We start from the raw sequence: 15272 nt of genomic DNA on the forward strand, positions 1-15272 counted from the left end.
AGCTCATGCTTTTTACGTTATCATATGCTCGATAACTTACTGGTTATCTCATGACCAAGTATATTTTTGTAACTGGCGGCGTGGTCTCCTCCCTCGGTAAAGGGATCGCCGCCGCCTCCCTTGCAGCCATTCTCGAATCCCGCGGCATCAACGTCACCCTCCTCAAGCTTGACCCCTACATCAACGTAGACCCCGGTACCATGAGCCCGTTCCAGCATGGTGAGGTGTTCGTTACCGAAGACGGCGCAGAAACCGATCTGGATCTCGGCCATTATGAACGCTTTGTCAACGCCAAGATGAGCAAGCGCAACAATTTCACCACCGGTCAGATTTACGAAAGCGTGATTAAAAAAGAACGTCGCGGCGATTATCTCGGCGGCACCGTGCAGGTGATCCCCCACATAACAGACGAGATCCAAAGTTTCATTCAGCAGGGAGCAAACGCCGCGCAGGTCGCGATTGTCGAGATCGGGGGCACGGTGGGAGATATTGAGTCGTTGCCTTTCCTAGAGGCGATTCGCCAAATGAGCATCAGGCTAGGCCGCCATAATACGTGCTTTATACACCTTACGTTATTGCCCTATATCGCTTCCGCGGGGGAGATCAAGACCAAGCCGACACAACACTCGGTGAAGGAACTGCGAGAAATCGGAATTCAGCCAGACATTTTGTTATGCCGTGCTGACCGGCCGTTGCCGGAGGACGAGCGCAGGAAAATCGCATTGTTTACCAACGTGGAAGTAGAGGCTGTGATCTCGGCGATCGACGTGGACAGCATCTATAAGATACCCGGCATGCTGCACAGCCAGCGCCTTGACGACATCGTTTGTAAAAAGCTCGATATTACCGCTGCGCCTGCCGATTTGCGCGCCTGGGAGAAATTGGTAGAGGCGCTGGAGCATCCGTTGTACGCGGTGGATATTGGGCTGGTTGGCAAGTATGTGGACCTAACGGAGTCATATAAGTCACTTTCCGAGGCGCTCATTCACGCCGGAATACATACTCATAGCAAAATCAACATTCATTATATTGACTCGGAAAGCCTGGAAAACCAGGGTACGGCCTGTCTTGATAAGATGCACGCGGTATTGGTGCCGGGCGGATTCGGCAAGCGCGGGGTCGAAGGCAAGATCAGCGCGATACGGCACGCCCGTGAAAAAAGCGTGCCTTATCTTGGTATCTGCCTGGGCATGCAGCTTGCGGTGATCGAGTATGCGCGACACAAGGCGGGAATGGAAGGCGCCCATAGCACCGAGTTCGATGCCCAAACGCCGTATCCGGTGATTGCTTTGATCAGTGAATGGCGCAACCGCAACGGCAAGGTGGAACTACGGGATGCTCATTCCGACTTGGGCGGAACGATGCGCTTGGGCGGCCAGGAGTGTCTGCTGCAACGGGGCACATTGGCGCGGCAGATTTACGGCGCGCCAAAGGTGGTGGAGCGGCATCGTCACCGTTACGAGGTCAATAACCATTTCGTGCCGCGGCTTGAGCAGGCCGGTTTGCGAATCAGCGGCATTTCCGCCAACGAGGATTTATGCGAGATGATCGAGCTGCCGGATCATCCCTGGTTTATCGCTTGTCAGTTTCATCCCGAATTTACTTCTACACCCAGAGCCGGCCATCCGTTGTTCAAGGCGTTTATCGAAGCTGCATTACGCTATGCCGGCGCGCACGCAGAAAGCATCAAACAACTGAGTGTGGTTCGATGAAATTGTGCGGCTTTGACGCCGGACTTGAACACCCCCTGTTTCTAATAGCTGGCCCCTGTGTCATCGAATCGCGACAACTGGCCTTAGATAGCGCCGGTGCGCTCAAGGATATTTGCCAAGAGCTTGATGTTCACTTTATTTACAAGTCTTCTTATGATAAGGCAAACCGCAGCTCTGTAAAATCGTTTAGAGGCACAGGGATAGAAGAGGGTCTTGATATTTTAAGTGAGGTGAAGTCGAGGATCAAAGTTCCTGTGCTGACCGATGTACATGAAATTGCCGATGTGAACAGGGTGGCTGCGGTGGCCGATGTGCTGCAAACGCCGGCCTTTCTATGCCGTCAGACTGACTTTATTTATGCCGTGGCAAGCGCAGGCAGGCCTGTAAATATCAAGAAGGGCCAATTTCTCTCGCCTGGCGAGATGAAAAACGTGGTTGAAAAAGCCCGAGCAGCCAGCCGCCAGGATAACATCATGGTGTGCGAGCGCGGCGTCTCCTTCGGCTACAATAACCTCGTCTCGGACATGCGCTCGCTAATGGTGATGCGCGAAACCGGGTGCCCGGTGGTCTTCGATGCCACGCATTCAGTGCAGTTACCCGGAGGCGAGGGCAATAGAAGCGGCGGTCAGCGCGAGTTTGTGCCGGTGCTGGCGCGCGCGGCGGTCGCAAGCGGGATTTCAGGGATCTTTATGGAAACTCACCCCGATCCCGACAAGGCTCTGTCGGACGGCCCCAACGCTTGGCCGCTTGGACTCATGCGCGAGTTGCTGCAAACCTTGAAGGAACTGGACCAGTTGGTGAAACAAAAGGGTTTCGCGGAGGAGAGTTTGTGCAAGACGCCGATTAAGCACGAAAAAAAGGCAAAATATGAGCGCCATCGTTGATGTGGTTGCACGGGAAATTCTCGATTCGCGAGGCAATCCGACCGTAGAAGCGGATGTTCTGTTGGAATCCGGGGTATTGGGGCGCGCGGCAGTGCCGTCGGGCGCGTCCACCGGAAAGAACGAGGCAATTGAATTACGGGACGGCGACAAGCAGCGCTATTCTGGGAAGGGTGTTCTCAAGGCGGTGGAGAATATCAATACGGAAATATGCGAAGCGATCATCGGGCTGGACGCCGTCGAGCAAGCCTTTATCGATCACACCTTGATTGATCTAGACGGAACTGAAAACAAATCGCGCCTCGGGGCCAATGCCATACTGGCGGTTTCCGTCGCGGTGGCCAAAGCTGCGGCGGAAGAATCCGGTTTACCTTTGTACCGTTATTTCGGTGGATCAGGACAGATGCATATGCCGGTCCCGCTGATGAACGTAATCAACGGCGGAGCGCACGCCAATAACAACATCGACATGCAGGAGTTCATGTTGATTCCGCTGGGAGCAAAAAGCTTTCGTGAAGCGCTACGCTATGGCGCTGAAGTGTTCCACACGTTGAAAAAACTGATTGAAGAAAAAGGCATGCCTACGACCGTCGGCGACGAAGGAGGCTTTGCCCCTAATCTTGAAAACAATGAGGCGGCGCTGCGCCTGATTGTGCAAGCGATCGAGAAAGCAGGCTTTCGGCCGGGAGCGGATCTAGCTGTCGGCATTGATTGCGCAAGTTCGGAGTTCTTTAAGAACGGCAAATATGAACTTGCCGCCGACAGTCTTAGCCTCAATTCCAAGCAATTGAGCGATTACCTCGCCGCCTGGGCGGACAAATATCCCATAATCAGCATCGAAGACGGCATGGCGGAAACCGACTGGGAAGGCTGGAAGACGCTGACACGGCGCTTGGGAAATTCCTTGCAGCTCATTGCTGACGACATATTTGTGACCAACACAAAAATCATCGCTGAAGGCATCAGACAGGAAATCGCCAACTCGGTGCTCATCAAGATTAATCAGATCGGCACACTTAGCGAAACATTTGCTGCAATCGACCTCGCCCAGCGCTCCGGCTACACCGCGGTAATTTCCCACCGGTCCGGCGAGACCGAGGACACCACAATCGCGGATATCGCGGTCGCGACAAATGCGATGCAGATAAAAACGGGCTCGCTGTCGCGCTCTGACCGCCTGGCAAAATATAACCAGTTGCTACGGATCGAGGAGGATCTAGGCGACATTGCGGTTTATGCCGGCCGCAACGCTTTTCACCAGCTGCGCTGAATGAAGCTCGTTACTCTGATTCTGATTGCTCTGATAGCCGCGCTGCAATATCCGCTGTGGCTGGGTAAGGGTAGTTGGTCCAGAGTTTGGGAAGTGGACCGCCAATTGCAGGATCAAATTCAGGCCAATCAGAAACTCCGTGCGAGGAACGCGGCGTTGGATGCCGAAGTGCGCAACTTGAAGCAGGGACTGCAAGCGATTGAAGAGCGCGCTCGCTCCGAGCTCGGAATGATCAAGCAGGACGAAATCTTTTTTCAGATTCTAGACGATAAGCAAAAAAGCAATTGAGATTTGCCGGCGCGACGCGTTGGCCTGCGGCAGTGTGCCTTTGGTCTTAATTCCAGGCAGTTTCCCAACCCTGTTTGTTCCGGCCTTTTGCCAGCCCGTTTAATCTAAAACGATAGTTTTAATCAGCGCACTAAGTCGCTAATTTTTGAGATAATACCACTCGCTTAAATTTCAGCCGAGAGTTACAATGATCGCGCGGGAATTCGGGTACTCTAAATTTGTGGAATAGCAAAAATATTTGCAGCAGTTTGGGCCTACATTTGAGCAGAACTAAATGATTACGCCGCTGGTATTGACACTCGATGCCGCCGGTCTTCCTCGCCGCTGGATCGATACGCAGGAGGCGGTTCTGTACTATGCACGCAACCTGGTTACCTGGTCGCTGGGAAACCCGGTGTGCGTGTACCGTGGGGGCATTTCAAGGCTGACCGGCAAGCGTTCAGAAATCGCCCCGAAACCCATAATCGCGGTACGCGGCAAGGTGCATACTGCGCATTTCGGATCCGAGCCGTGGCTTAACCGCGACACACTATTTCGGCGCGACCGGCACATTTGCGCGTTTTGCGGCGGCCAATATCACGCGCACGATTTGACCAAAGACCATGTCACGCCGACTTCAAGAGGCGGGAGCGATCGCTGGACGAATGTCGTGACGGCCTGTCGCACCTGTAATGAGCTCAAAGCCGACCGCACTCCTGAGGAGGCGGGAATGAAACTCCTTTATGTGCCGTATGCTCCGAATCGCTATGAAGGCATGATACTGGCGAACCGCCACATCCTTGCCGACCAAATGGACTATCTTCTCGCACACGTTCCCAAAAACAGCAGGCTGTGGTCGGGCAGGGACTAGGCCGGATTCGCCGCGCTTTGCGCACCAGGGTTTGCAAATCTCAAATTTGAGCTCCAGGCTTCGGGATAGGTGCCAAGTCGGTGCGTGACCATGCTACCGGCATAAGATTTTTTGGAGTGATAGCTTCGTAACTTAGTATTTAGCCTGACAAGCGCAGCCGGCGCGTTCCCGATCAATGGCACGCTTATTCCAACCGCAGATTACTCTGTCATGGCGTCGCTAACTTGCTGCTTCACAAGGACCGTTTTACTAATTTGGTCCCTGTGGCTTTTTGGCTAGAGGCGGTAAGTAAAACCTAGGCGTCGTTGCGAGGTCAAAATCAAATCGTCTTGCGATAGTTAGTAGGAGGGATCATGCAGCGATTGCTGGCGTGTTTTATATTTGGGTTCGCGGTATTCTTTTATGGTGCCGCTATCACCTATTCACAGGACAAAGCTGATACCTATACTGCCACCGTGGATCAGGACGGCGTTCAACATGTTCGCATCATAGGGGGCAGTTATTTTTTTAAGCCCGACAGAATCGTGGTAAAGAAAGGCATACCCGTAGAACTGATTGTGAGCAAGGAGCCGGGTCTAGTGCCCCACACGATTGTTGCGAATGCGCCCGAAGCGGGGATCGTTTTCGATGAATCCTTGAGCAGCGACCCCAAAGTCATCACATTTACCCCGAAAGCAACAGGTGAATTTGTTTTTTATTGCAAGAACAAATTGCTGTTTTTTCAGAGCCACCGCGAGAAAGGTATGCAGGGGGTCATCGAGGTGGTGGAGTAACGGTTGCTCGAGACAATGCAAAAGGTCTATGTATTCGTTTTCGGATTAAGCCATGTTCATAACAGGTATCGGAACCGCCAACCCGCCGCAGCGCTACACTCAGGAAGAGTGTTGGGTTGCGCTGCAGGAAAGCGCGCAGTATAAGCATCTCAACCGGCGCGCGCGCGCGGTGTTGCAGAAGGTCCTGTTGGGTGAGAATGGAATACGCACCCGATATCTCGCACTCAATCCGCTTACCGAAGTATTTGATGCAACACCAGACAAGCTGCATCAGCGTTTCGCTCGGCATGCCCCTGTTCTCGCGGTTCAGGCAGCGGCCAGCGCTCTGCATCAAGCTGGGCATCAGGCGGATGAAATAGACGCGATTATTGTCAGCACCTGCACCGGCTATCTTTGCCCGGGTCTTACCAGTTATGTGGCGGAAAATTTGGGATTGCGACCGGATGTGCTGGGACTTGATCTGGTGGGTCAGGGTTGCGGCGCTGCGCTGCCGAACCTGCGTACTGCGGAAGCATTTTTGACTGCCAAGCGTTGCCAGCGCGTACTTTCGGTTTGCGTGGAGATTTGTAGCGCCGCGTTCTACATAGACAACGATCCTGGCGTGCTGATCAGCGACTGTTTGTTTGGCGACGGCGCGGCAGCCGCGGTACTTGCGGATCAACCGAATCAGCGGTTGCGCCGAATCGAATGGAAAGAAAGTGTGTCGCGTATCGACCCGCTTAACCGCGATACACTGCGCTTCGAACAAAAAAACGGCATGTTGCGCAATATACTGACTCCGCCTGTGCCGCAACTTGCCGCTCGCAGTGCAGAACTTGTGCTCGGCGACGTACTGGAAAAGACCGGCGTGTCGCGCAACCAAATAACTACGTGGATCTGGCACGCCGGAGGGCGCGATGTGTTAACGGCTTTACAGCAGCAGCTCAGTCTTGCGCCGGCCGATCTTAACTGGAGCAGTTCGGTATTGAGCGAATATGGCAACTTAAGCAGTCCGTTTGTCTATTTTGTGCTGCAGGCGGCGCTCGAGGGGCACGCGCCAGGTGGCTGGTGGTGGTTGTCTTCTTTCGGTGCCGGTTTCAGTTGTCACGGTACTCTGCTGCAAATTCAGTAGGCCACAGAAATACGCGCGACGATGCTGCGTTGTGTTGAGCCTGAATGGCTTGATGAACTGCCGCCGGAAGATCCCCGAGCCATCCGCTCGAGAGGCGATTTGCAACGTGTCAACAGATGGATGGGGCAGGCAGGGATTATGCGGAGGGCGTTGCTCAGCAGCCGCGGCCTAACCGCGCCGCGCGTCGTGCTCGAGCTGGGAGCAGGCGACGGGACTTTTATGCTGACAGTAGCTCGCAGCCTCGCGCTCGGCTGGAAAAACGTCAAGGTGATTTTGCTTGATTGCAAAGATATCGTCAGCAACGAGACGCTACACGGGTTTAAGGCCTTGGGATGGGACGTGGAAACGATTAAAGCGGACGCATTTGAATTTCTGGGGCAAGCTAAGCAGCGTTCGGTCGACGCTATCACGGCAAATCTTTTTCTTCACCATTTCCGGCATGAACGATTAACTCAATTATTGCTCCAGGCCGCGCGAGTTGCAGATCTGTTTGTAGCATGCGAACCGCGTCGCTCTACGTTGGCTTTGGTAGGAAGCAGGCTGCTATGGGCCATCGGATGTAACAGCGTGAGCCGGCATGATGCCGTCGTGAGCGTAGGTGCGGGATTTGCCGATGAAGATCTTTCCGAGTTATGGCCTGACCAAGACGACTGGCGATTGACAGAGCGCGCGGCGGGGCTTTTCACGCATTGTTTTGTGGCACAGCGCAGCGGAAGATCAATGGGTCCACAAAATGAAATATGACGCCCTCATCGTCGGCGCAGGACCGGCCGGAGGAACGGCTGCGTTGCTGCTTGCCAAGGCGGGATGGTCGGTTGCGGTGGTGGAAAAATCAAAATTTCCTCGGCGCAAGGTTTGCGGTGAATTTATATCCGCGACCAGTTTTCCGCTTTTTCATAGGCTCGGGATTGCGCGGCAGTTTTTTGAGCAGGCAGGTCCGGAAGTGCGCGAAGTGGGCTTATTTGCCGGAGAAACAGTATTAACCTCGGCAATGCCCGGTTCAAAGAATTCCGATGAATTATGGGGCAGGGCGTTGGGGCGGGAACATTTGGATACGCTTCTGTTGGATGCCGCTGCGGCGGCCGGCGCGCAGGTATGGCAGCCTTGCGCCGTAACGCATCTGCAGCGACGCATCGAAGGTTTTACCTGTACCGTTTCGAATCGCGGCACAATGGTGACATTACAGGCAGGAATCGTAATAGCGGCCCATGGATCGTGGCAGCCGGGAAGTTTACCAACACAAGCTGTTCATCGCTTGCGCCGTAATTCCGATCTGTTTGCGTTCAAGGCGCATTTTGTGGACTGCGATCTAAAGCGCAACTTGATGCCGCTGCTCATTTTTCCCGGAGGGTATGGGGGAATGGTGCAAAGTGACAATGACCGCGTAAGCTTGTCTTGCTGCATCAGGCGCGATTATCTGCGGCGCCTACGCCGCGAGTTCCGCGACATCAACGCAGCGGATGCAGTACTGAAACATATCGAAGCTCGCTGTCACGGCGCGCGTGAAGCGCTCGCTCGCGGCCGAGTGGAAAAGACTTGGTTGGCTGCGGGTCCAATCCAGCCGGGCATTCGCAAGCGCTATTTGCAAGGCATTTTTTTGCTGGGCAATGCCGCAGGAGAGGCGCATCCTATAGTGGCTGAAGGCATCAGCATGGCAATGCAATCGGCATGGATATTGTGCGACTACCTTGTCGGGCGGCAGCAGGACGCTTTGGGTGGAACAGGGCTCGAAATACTTGCCAAAGATTATTCTGCGACTTGGCGAGAAGGTTTCGCGAAGCGAATTCATGCAGCAGCGATGTTCGCGCATCTCGCTATGCGGCCTGCAACTTCGGCTATGTTGTTGCCGCTCCTGAAACTGTTTCCCAAGATATTAACTTTGGGGGCCAAATTGAGCGGAAAGACAAAGCACGTGGCACTGGCGCGGCGCTTGCGCGTATCAGGAACGATGTAAAATCGGGTTTTCACGGGGTCGCCAGATATCAAGACTTTACATGAATTAATTAATGTAATACTTTGTATATGCAACTATATTATAGAGTCCAGCGACCGAACAAGAATCACGCCAACGATATATCCTTTATGTTTGTTGCTGCATGGTCCAATGCTTGTTAGGCTATCTACCGTGAATAGCACCCTCCGCGTTGGAAAAGGAAACCGAACCCGCAGCTTCTAATTTGTTTGCCGTCTTTAGATTTCGAGCCAATCGGAATCTGCCATCTGCATGCCTTTGGAGGATACTCGCGATGCGCAAGATACCCAGCAGAAATCCGCGTTTTGAAAAAAAACTCTTGATCCGTGAAGCACCGACGTTTTTATCCGAGCTCGCAGAGCGCTACGCGCGCGTGCGAGAGACCAGCAAGCGGCTGCTAGAACCTTTGACTGCAGAAGACTGCGCGCTGCAATCAATGCCGGATGCGAGTCCGACAAAGTGGCATTTGGCACACACAAGCTGGTTCTTCGAAACCTTTATTCTCGAGCGCTTCGTCGCACATTACCGGCCGTTTCACCCGGCTTACCGCGTGCTGTTTAACTCCTACTACAATACGGTCGGAGACAAGCATCCGCGCCCGGAACGAGGCTTGATTTCGCGACCCGATATAAATGAGGTGTTGGCTTACCGAAGCCATGTCGATGAGCAAATGGCGGCGCTGTTCGAGGAGCCGCCCGCCGATCGAGATGAATTCGCGGCATTGGCGGAACTCGGAGTTAATCATGAGGAGCAACATCAGGAATTGATGCTCACGGACATCAAGCATCTGTTCTGGAAAAACCCGCTCCGGCCCGCTTATCGGAGCCAATGGCCGCTAACCATGGTGCGAGCGCGGAAAACGCGGCGCATCGCGTTCGCAGGCGGCACATTCCAGGTCGGAGATTTGGGAATTCGGTTTGCATTTGACAACGAGCGGCCGCGTCATGCAGTGATCTTGCGTGACTTCGAGATTGCATCCCATCCGGTAACTCATGGAGAATTTTTGAATTTCGTGGAGAACGGCGGATACCAACGGCCGGAACTTTGGCTGTCAATGGGATGGGATATTCTGAACCAGCAGGGGTGGCAGGCGCCGCAATACTGGGAGCGCGACAATGGCGATTGGTATACCTTTACGTTGCACGGAATGGAAAAAATCGATCCCCATGCGCCGGTTAGTCATATAAGTTTTTTTGAAGCGAACGCCTATGCGCGCTGGGCCGGTGCGAGATTGCCAACGGAGGCCGAGTGGGAGAGGGTTGCATCGGAAATTGCGGTAGACGGAAATTTTCTTGAAAGCGCTGCCTTGCATCCGCTGGCATTGCGGCGCGATCCGCCCCGTCCCGGACTGGCTCAGTTATTTGGGGACGTCTGGGAGTGGACGCAAAGCTCGTATGCACCGTATCCCGGATTTAGGCTTGCCCAAGGCGCGGTGGGCGAATACAACGGCAAATTTATGTGTAACCAGTACGTGCTGCGAGGCGGTTCATGCGCAACACCGAAGGCACACGTTCGCGCCACATATCGCAATTTCTTCCCGCCCGAGGCGAGGTGGCAATTCAGCGGCCTGCGTTTGGCGTGGGACGCGCAATAGGTTCATCGATTGGGTTAGTGGCGTCATTGGAACTCAAATGCGAGTTGCAGCCATAAGTTAGTCAATTGCGACTCCTTGCCGCGACAATTTGGTCAGCGGACCGGAAGCGCCAAACTGATAGCAACGATATCGACGCCCGGATCGTAACTGCTGAACAGGTCGTCGTGAGATAAATGACGGGCTGCTAACTCAATTCGCATGTCGTTCGCGAATCGGCGCCCAACGCTCAATTCGAAATAAGCTTCTTTGGCGCTGCCCAGGTTCTTGCCGTTGCCGCGGCTGTAGCCGGCTAATGCAAAAGTCGAAGCAATTTCCATTTGATAGGGAAGAGAGACATTAAACCTCAGCCCGCCGTAACCGTATATCGAGCGGCGGGCAGTCGCGGCAAAACCAATCACAGGCTGGCTGTTCCAGAAATGCTGGCCCCCGAATCGGTATTCAGCTGCAAAAACTGGGGTTGGATCGCTTCCCGCACCGACATCAAAAGCGCCGGCGCTCACCGCCGCCAGGCCAACGGGCGCTTGGGGCGGGGGCGGGCTCAGGATTGCTTTTCCGGTCACTAAAACGTCCGCGACGATAATAAATGCGGCACCTGCGTCTGGGTTGAAACCGGAAGCGTGGGACGCGGAAGCCAACAATAATCCGGCCAGAGCCAGCCACGGGTTCCGCCCCATTTTTACCGCCGCGCCGTTTGCGTGAAACATTTGAAAAACCCCGATAACGCAGACGTTCCAGCCCTTGTTTCCTATCGTCTTTGCTTAATAGTACCGGAATACGTGGAGCACCTTCGGAGGTAATAAATATTTTTCGGTTCTGGAGATGCAAATTTTAGCAATTACCAGGGCAAGCAGATAGCCACAACCTCTTGCCTGCTAGGCCGGGTATCTCAGTCGCAGCAGAATGAAAGCTTTTTAGGCGGGCGATTTTGGAAAGAAACGATTCAGAACGGGATAATTTTGCATCGACCACCGGTGTCCGCCGTATTAGGGCGGACACCGGGATTGATGGTCACTGCCTGAAGATTTCGCGCCATGCGCGCCTCTTTAGCGGTCCGGCAGGCGGGGGCGCGCCAGGGTTGTTTTCCAGGACACTGGCGAGTCCGCCGGTCGAGCCGCTGAGTATTTTGTACTCTTTGCCGCTACCGGTCGCGCCGCTGATGACGGTGGGGGTGGGAGCGATACCCACGGTCGAGGCGATGCCGCTTACATAGTACTGTGTACCATTGACGGTAACCAAGTCGCTCGTGGTGAAGTTATTATCGCCGTTCACGTCAAAGGGCGAGAAGGTGAGCGTTCCCCCGCTGATTGGATCGAGGTCCATGGTCCAGGTGGTGCCACCGGCGGTGCACAGGTTTGCCGAGGGCGTGGCGGTGTTGACGACCAGTTTCTGGGTACTGATGATGGGGTTATACGCCACCCGTTCCCCGGTTGCGGTACCAGAGCCATACACCGGGTTGCCGCTCGCATTCACATTCGGGAAATCCATGTACCAGCCGGTATTTGTGGGTGCAGTCGTATAGTTGACCGCATTTTGGCTGGTGACCCTGAAGGTGCCCGCACTTGTTGTGACATTGGCAAGCACGGATTGGGAGACCAGTAGGCTACGCCCGCTCACCGTTGATCCGTTATCCCAGATGCCGTACAGCGTTTGTTGGCTTACATTTGACGCGTCGCTAGCCTGCAGATAAAGGCCCGTGCCAAAGAGCACCATTTCGCCCCCATTCGGATTGGGATAGACCACCGGTGCCGAGGTGATCGGTTGCGCATTGTTGGAGGCGTCCTTGGCGGTAAAGAGCGGCACCGGAGATCCAACACCGCCAAACGCTGTCTTCCAATTGGAGGGGTTTGAACTCGTAACATCGAATTTCCACATATTCCCTTGGAGATCGCCGACATAGATATAGTCGATGACCCCATCGCCGTTGGCGTCCACCAACGCGGGTTGGGCCAGCCCGTTGGGGGAGCCTGCTGTACCGACCATGGTATCGAGCTTGATGTAATTGGTGCCCGCGACCCAGGAACTGCCGGTGGCGCCGGGTTGGATAAACAGGATATAAACTACGCCATGGCCGGTCGCGCTCGCGTGATTATCCAGCGGGCCTTCGGCACCGCCCATGTTGGGGCAGGGCCGCACCGTGCAGGAGTAGGTGTTGTTGTAGCCGTTGCCAAACACCACTGCCCACTGGCCGTTGGCCATCTTGCCAATTTGCGGCTGGCCATAGACAAAGCCCAGATCCGCATCATCGGAGTCGGTGAATTCCCACAGCGCAAGCTTATTGGCGTTGGCTTCGGTAAATTGGCTGGGATCGGTCACATCGAGGGCAAACACACCCTGGCCGCCCGCCCTTAAATCGCCCACGAGCACGCTCTTCCAGTTGGAGGCGGCGGGGCAGGGGTTGGCGAGTAAGGGGGGGGTTGGCATGCACACGTCTTGGACGATGGCCGTGCCATCCACATAATAGCGGTGCACGTAGTTTTGCGACATGAACTTGGGCAAATCGGAATAAATCCGGCTTGGCACATAACCCAGTACTTCGTCACCGCCACCGGAGGCTGTGCTTTGAACCGCATTGAATCCATGCAGCAAGCCGTCGTTCGCACCCATGTACACCACCGGAGTGCGGTTGGCGTAGGTGCTGGCAAAGGTTCCATACGTTGGATCCGAGGTATGCGCAACATCGGTGCTGCCGGGCGCGCCCACATATTGCGGGTTGGAATTGATGATGTCTCCCAGCTTGCTTACCGGACGCCTTCTGAAGGTGTTGGCGGAGGTCCCTTCATTGCTTGCATCACCCCTTAAATAAGCCAGCCGCGAAGAGCCCAGCGCATCTACCGTCCCACTGGCATTTTGATTGAGGTAGGCCGCAAGCGTTGCATTGGCACTCACGTTGCTCCACTCAAAGGGAATGCCGGAATTATTATGGGCAACGCCGGACGCCGGGTTGTAGCTGATGATCACGCGGCTCGTTGGCAGTTGCGTGTTGATTTGCTGGCCCGAGTCCCAATCCGCCGTGTTAGAAATGTTGCCGTTCAAGTCCACCGGATAGGACAGCAGCTGCCCGCTCCAGTCGGCGCTATTAAAGCGCGCCTGAAATACCCGGGTTCCGGTATTAAGCGAGGTTGAGTTGGTCGCAACCGAGGTCGACGATGAAACACCCAATATCTGGGTAAAGGCCCGATCCAGCGATATCTGCAGCTGGCCTGGATTGGTCACGGGGAAGTAATTATCCGGGATGCCATCGCTGCCATCGAGCCCCGTGCTGTTGATCACTTTGTCCCACTCGGCGACTTGGTCGGGACGACCGTTGCCATTGAGATCATGAAAGCCGCCGTATTTCGCCACATACCACAGCGGATCGTTCAGCGTGCCGCCGACGCCGGTCACGTTATATGTAGCGCTCATCGATGGAACCACGGGATTATTGTCGATCGTGCAAGCACTACATTCGGTCGTGACCGTACCGCTGGGCGAGGTGTACTGGTAATAGAAGCCGGGCTTCGAGGTCGTGGCGGTCGCGGGATCAAGGCAACCGGTGCCGCCGTTAATGGACCAATTAGCAGAATTGCTATCTTGTATCCCGGAAAAGAAATGGGCGCCATCTTTATTTGTTCCGGAGATGACATAGCCAAACCCGTCGCAGCCGTTGCCACCGCGGCCCGCCACTTTTGTCGATACCGTGATTTGACTCGTGCTGGTATTGACCTGGTAGCTGATAATTCCATCTATGTCCAGCTCGTAGTCTGCGCCTTGCCCCGATTCGTCCCATTGGACTAGGTAGGTGCCAAAGGGACCGGTCGCGTTGGTGCCGGTGGTGATAATTTTAAAGTCCACAATTTGTCCAGGGCCGAAGGTGACGATCTGGTCTTCAAACTTGCCCGCGGGCATGATTGTGACTGTCTTGGCGCCCACCGGAATGGTGATCTTCGGAACATTGGGCGATAGCGTAAGCGCAGATGTCGTGACTTTGAGCGAATTAGCATCGCTCGCGGGCACGGTAAGATCAGTGCGAATCCGGTTGGTATGAGCCTCATAGGCGATACCTGCAATATCGTAAGAACCCTGATAGCGGGGCTGGTCGGGGCAGATGCCCGACGCGCTGCCCAAGGCGCTAATGACCTTAGGTGAGCAGGTGCTATCGTTCACCGAGCCGCTGTTGCCGATTAACCAGGTGCCCCCGTTGATATTCTCATGCTGGCTGTCGCCGATGGTATTGGTCCATTGCTGGGCGCTTTGCGCCGTATTCAGGTCGGTTATTCCACCCAGTTGGTCGCTGTCAAAGGATTGGGTCGCAGCATTGATTACCAATGTGTTCAACGGCGCGCAGTATGTATTGGCGCTCAAGGGATCGTTCCAGCTGGGTTGCGAGAGCCCTAACACGGTGTCCTGAACCGTGCCGCTATAGGTAAATTGCGGGTTCGGGGTTTTATGCGCTAAATAACGCAGCGACTCCAGATACATTTCCGAAATCGGGTTGCCCCAAGAGCCGCAACGGCCTTCAGAGAAATCCCCCCGGTTCAGGTACGACCCCGGTGGGCCGCTGCCCGAATTGGCTTGGACGATGCCGCAATTGTCGCTGGGCGCGCCTGCCGGGGGGACGGCGTCACTATAACTTCCCCACGTGCCCCCATTGCTGTCCGTGCTGCCCCAGTAATAACCGTAAAGCTTGAAGTCATCGAGGTTATCAACAATGCTGCCTGCAGCAGGGCGCAAGAATTGGCCAGTGCTCGAATTGACTTCATCGGTAAACGAGCCTGCGTTCTTGCGCAACACTCCGCCCGATTTGTTTTTCGCATAGCTTCCTGTGAAAAGGCCGAAACTCAT

General features: G+C 54.8%; 12 protein-coding genes. 10 read left to right on the forward strand and 2 right to left on the reverse strand.

The annotated features are described in order from the left end of the window. Positions 1-50: 50 nt before the first annotated feature. The 10 genes from VLV32_02920 to egtB all read left to right on the forward strand — a co-directional run bounded on the left by VLV32_02920 (position 51) and on the right by egtB (position 10451). Positions 51-1712: a CTP synthase gene (locus tag VLV32_02920; protein ID HUL40848.1), complete on the forward strand. Its 1662-nt coding sequence runs from the start codon at positions 51-53 to the stop codon at positions 1710-1712. Then, on the forward strand, positions 1709-2596 hold the full coding sequence (gene kdsA, locus VLV32_02925; protein HUL40849.1) for a 3-deoxy-8-phosphooctulonate synthase: 888 nt from the start codon (positions 1709-1711) through the stop codon (positions 2594-2596). The genes VLV32_02920 and kdsA overlap by 4 nt, the downstream gene beginning before the upstream one ends. Then, positions 2580-3863 (forward strand): phosphopyruvate hydratase, encoded by a 1284-nt coding sequence (eno, locus tag VLV32_02930; GenBank protein HUL40850.1) that lies wholly within the window; start codon positions 2580-2582, stop codon positions 3861-3863. The genes kdsA and eno overlap by 17 nt, the downstream gene beginning before the upstream one ends. Next, on the forward strand, positions 3864-4151 hold the full coding sequence (ftsB, locus tag VLV32_02935) for a cell division protein FtsB (GenBank protein HUL40851.1): 288 nt from the start codon (positions 3864-3866) through the stop codon (positions 4149-4151). It begins immediately after the preceding gene. A 274-nt stretch (positions 4152-4425) separates the two neighbouring features. Beyond that, positions 4426-5001 (forward strand): HNH endonuclease, encoded by a 576-nt coding sequence (locus VLV32_02940; GenBank protein ID HUL40852.1) that lies wholly within the window; start codon positions 4426-4428, stop codon positions 4999-5001. Between the two features lie 353 nt (positions 5002-5354). After that, positions 5355-5774: a quinol oxidase gene (locus VLV32_02945; protein HUL40853.1), complete on the forward strand. Its 420-nt coding sequence runs from the start codon at positions 5355-5357 to the stop codon at positions 5772-5774. A 52-nt stretch (positions 5775-5826) separates the two neighbouring features. Next, complete coding sequence (locus VLV32_02950) at positions 5827-6885, forward strand: 3-oxoacyl-[acyl-carrier-protein] synthase III C-terminal domain-containing protein (protein HUL40854.1); 1059 nt, start codon at positions 5827-5829, stop codon at positions 6883-6885. Positions 6886-6906: 21 nt separating this feature from the next. Beyond that, a complete protein-coding gene (locus tag VLV32_02955; protein HUL40855.1) occupies positions 6907-7629 on the forward strand; it encodes a methyltransferase domain-containing protein in 723 nt (240 codons plus the stop codon). Next, positions 7619-8839: an FAD-dependent monooxygenase gene (locus tag VLV32_02960; GenBank protein ID HUL40856.1), complete on the forward strand. Its 1221-nt coding sequence runs from the start codon at positions 7619-7621 to the stop codon at positions 8837-8839. Before VLV32_02955 ends, VLV32_02960 begins: the two co-directional genes overlap by 11 nt. 292 nt (positions 8840-9131) lie before the next feature. After that, positions 9132-10451, forward strand: coding sequence for an ergothioneine biosynthesis protein EgtB (egtB, locus tag VLV32_02965; protein HUL40857.1), 1320 nt, complete (start codon positions 9132-9134; stop codon positions 10449-10451). 92 nt (positions 10452-10543) lie between these two features. Here the strand turns inward: egtB and VLV32_02970 are convergent, their stop codons facing one another. Next, positions 10544-11155: a hypothetical protein gene (locus tag VLV32_02970; protein ID HUL40858.1), complete on the reverse strand. Its 612-nt coding sequence runs from the start codon at positions 11153-11155 to the stop codon at positions 10544-10546. Positions 11156-11459: 304 nt separating this feature from the next. Continuing rightward, positions 11460-15272 (reverse strand): PilC/PilY family type IV pilus protein (locus tag VLV32_02975; protein HUL40859.1); only part of this gene is annotated, 3813 nt, incomplete at its 5' end.

Source organism: Burkholderiales bacterium (genome assembly GCA_035518095.1).
Lineage (GTDB): Bacteria > Pseudomonadota > Gammaproteobacteria > Burkholderiales > JAHFRG01 > JAHFRG01.

Excerpts from the sequence above, each read along its gene's own strand:
- ftsB (HUL40851.1), top strand. The coding sequence starts at position 3,864 with ATGAAGCTCGTTACTCTGATTCTGATTGCTCTGATAGCCGCGCTGCAA.
- kdsA (HUL40849.1), top strand. The coding sequence starts at position 1,709 with ATGAAATTGTGCGGCTTTGACGCCGGACTTGAACACCCCCTGTTTCTA.
- VLV32_02945 (HUL40853.1), top strand. The coding sequence starts at position 5,355 with ATGCAGCGATTGCTGGCGTGTTTTATATTTGGGTTCGCGGTATTCTTT.
- VLV32_02960 (HUL40856.1), top strand. The coding sequence starts at position 7,619 with ATGAAATATGACGCCCTCATCGTCGGCGCAGGACCGGCCGGAGGAACG.
- VLV32_02955 (HUL40855.1), top strand. The coding sequence starts at position 6,907 with ATGCTGCGTTGTGTTGAGCCTGAATGGCTTGATGAACTGCCGCCGGAA.
- VLV32_02970 (HUL40858.1), bottom strand. The coding sequence starts at position 11,155 with ATGTTTCACGCAAACGGCGCGGCGGTAAAAATGGGGCGGAACCCGTGG.
- VLV32_02940 (HUL40852.1), top strand. The coding sequence starts at position 4,426 with ATGATTACGCCGCTGGTATTGACACTCGATGCCGCCGGTCTTCCTCGC.
- eno (HUL40850.1), top strand. The coding sequence starts at position 2,580 with ATGAGCGCCATCGTTGATGTGGTTGCACGGGAAATTCTCGATTCGCGA.
- VLV32_02950 (HUL40854.1), top strand. The coding sequence starts at position 5,827 with ATGTTCATAACAGGTATCGGAACCGCCAACCCGCCGCAGCGCTACACT.
- VLV32_02920 (HUL40848.1), top strand. The coding sequence starts at position 51 with ATGACCAAGTATATTTTTGTAACTGGCGGCGTGGTCTCCTCCCTCGGT.
- egtB (HUL40857.1), top strand. The coding sequence starts at position 9,132 with ATGCGCAAGATACCCAGCAGAAATCCGCGTTTTGAAAAAAAACTCTTG.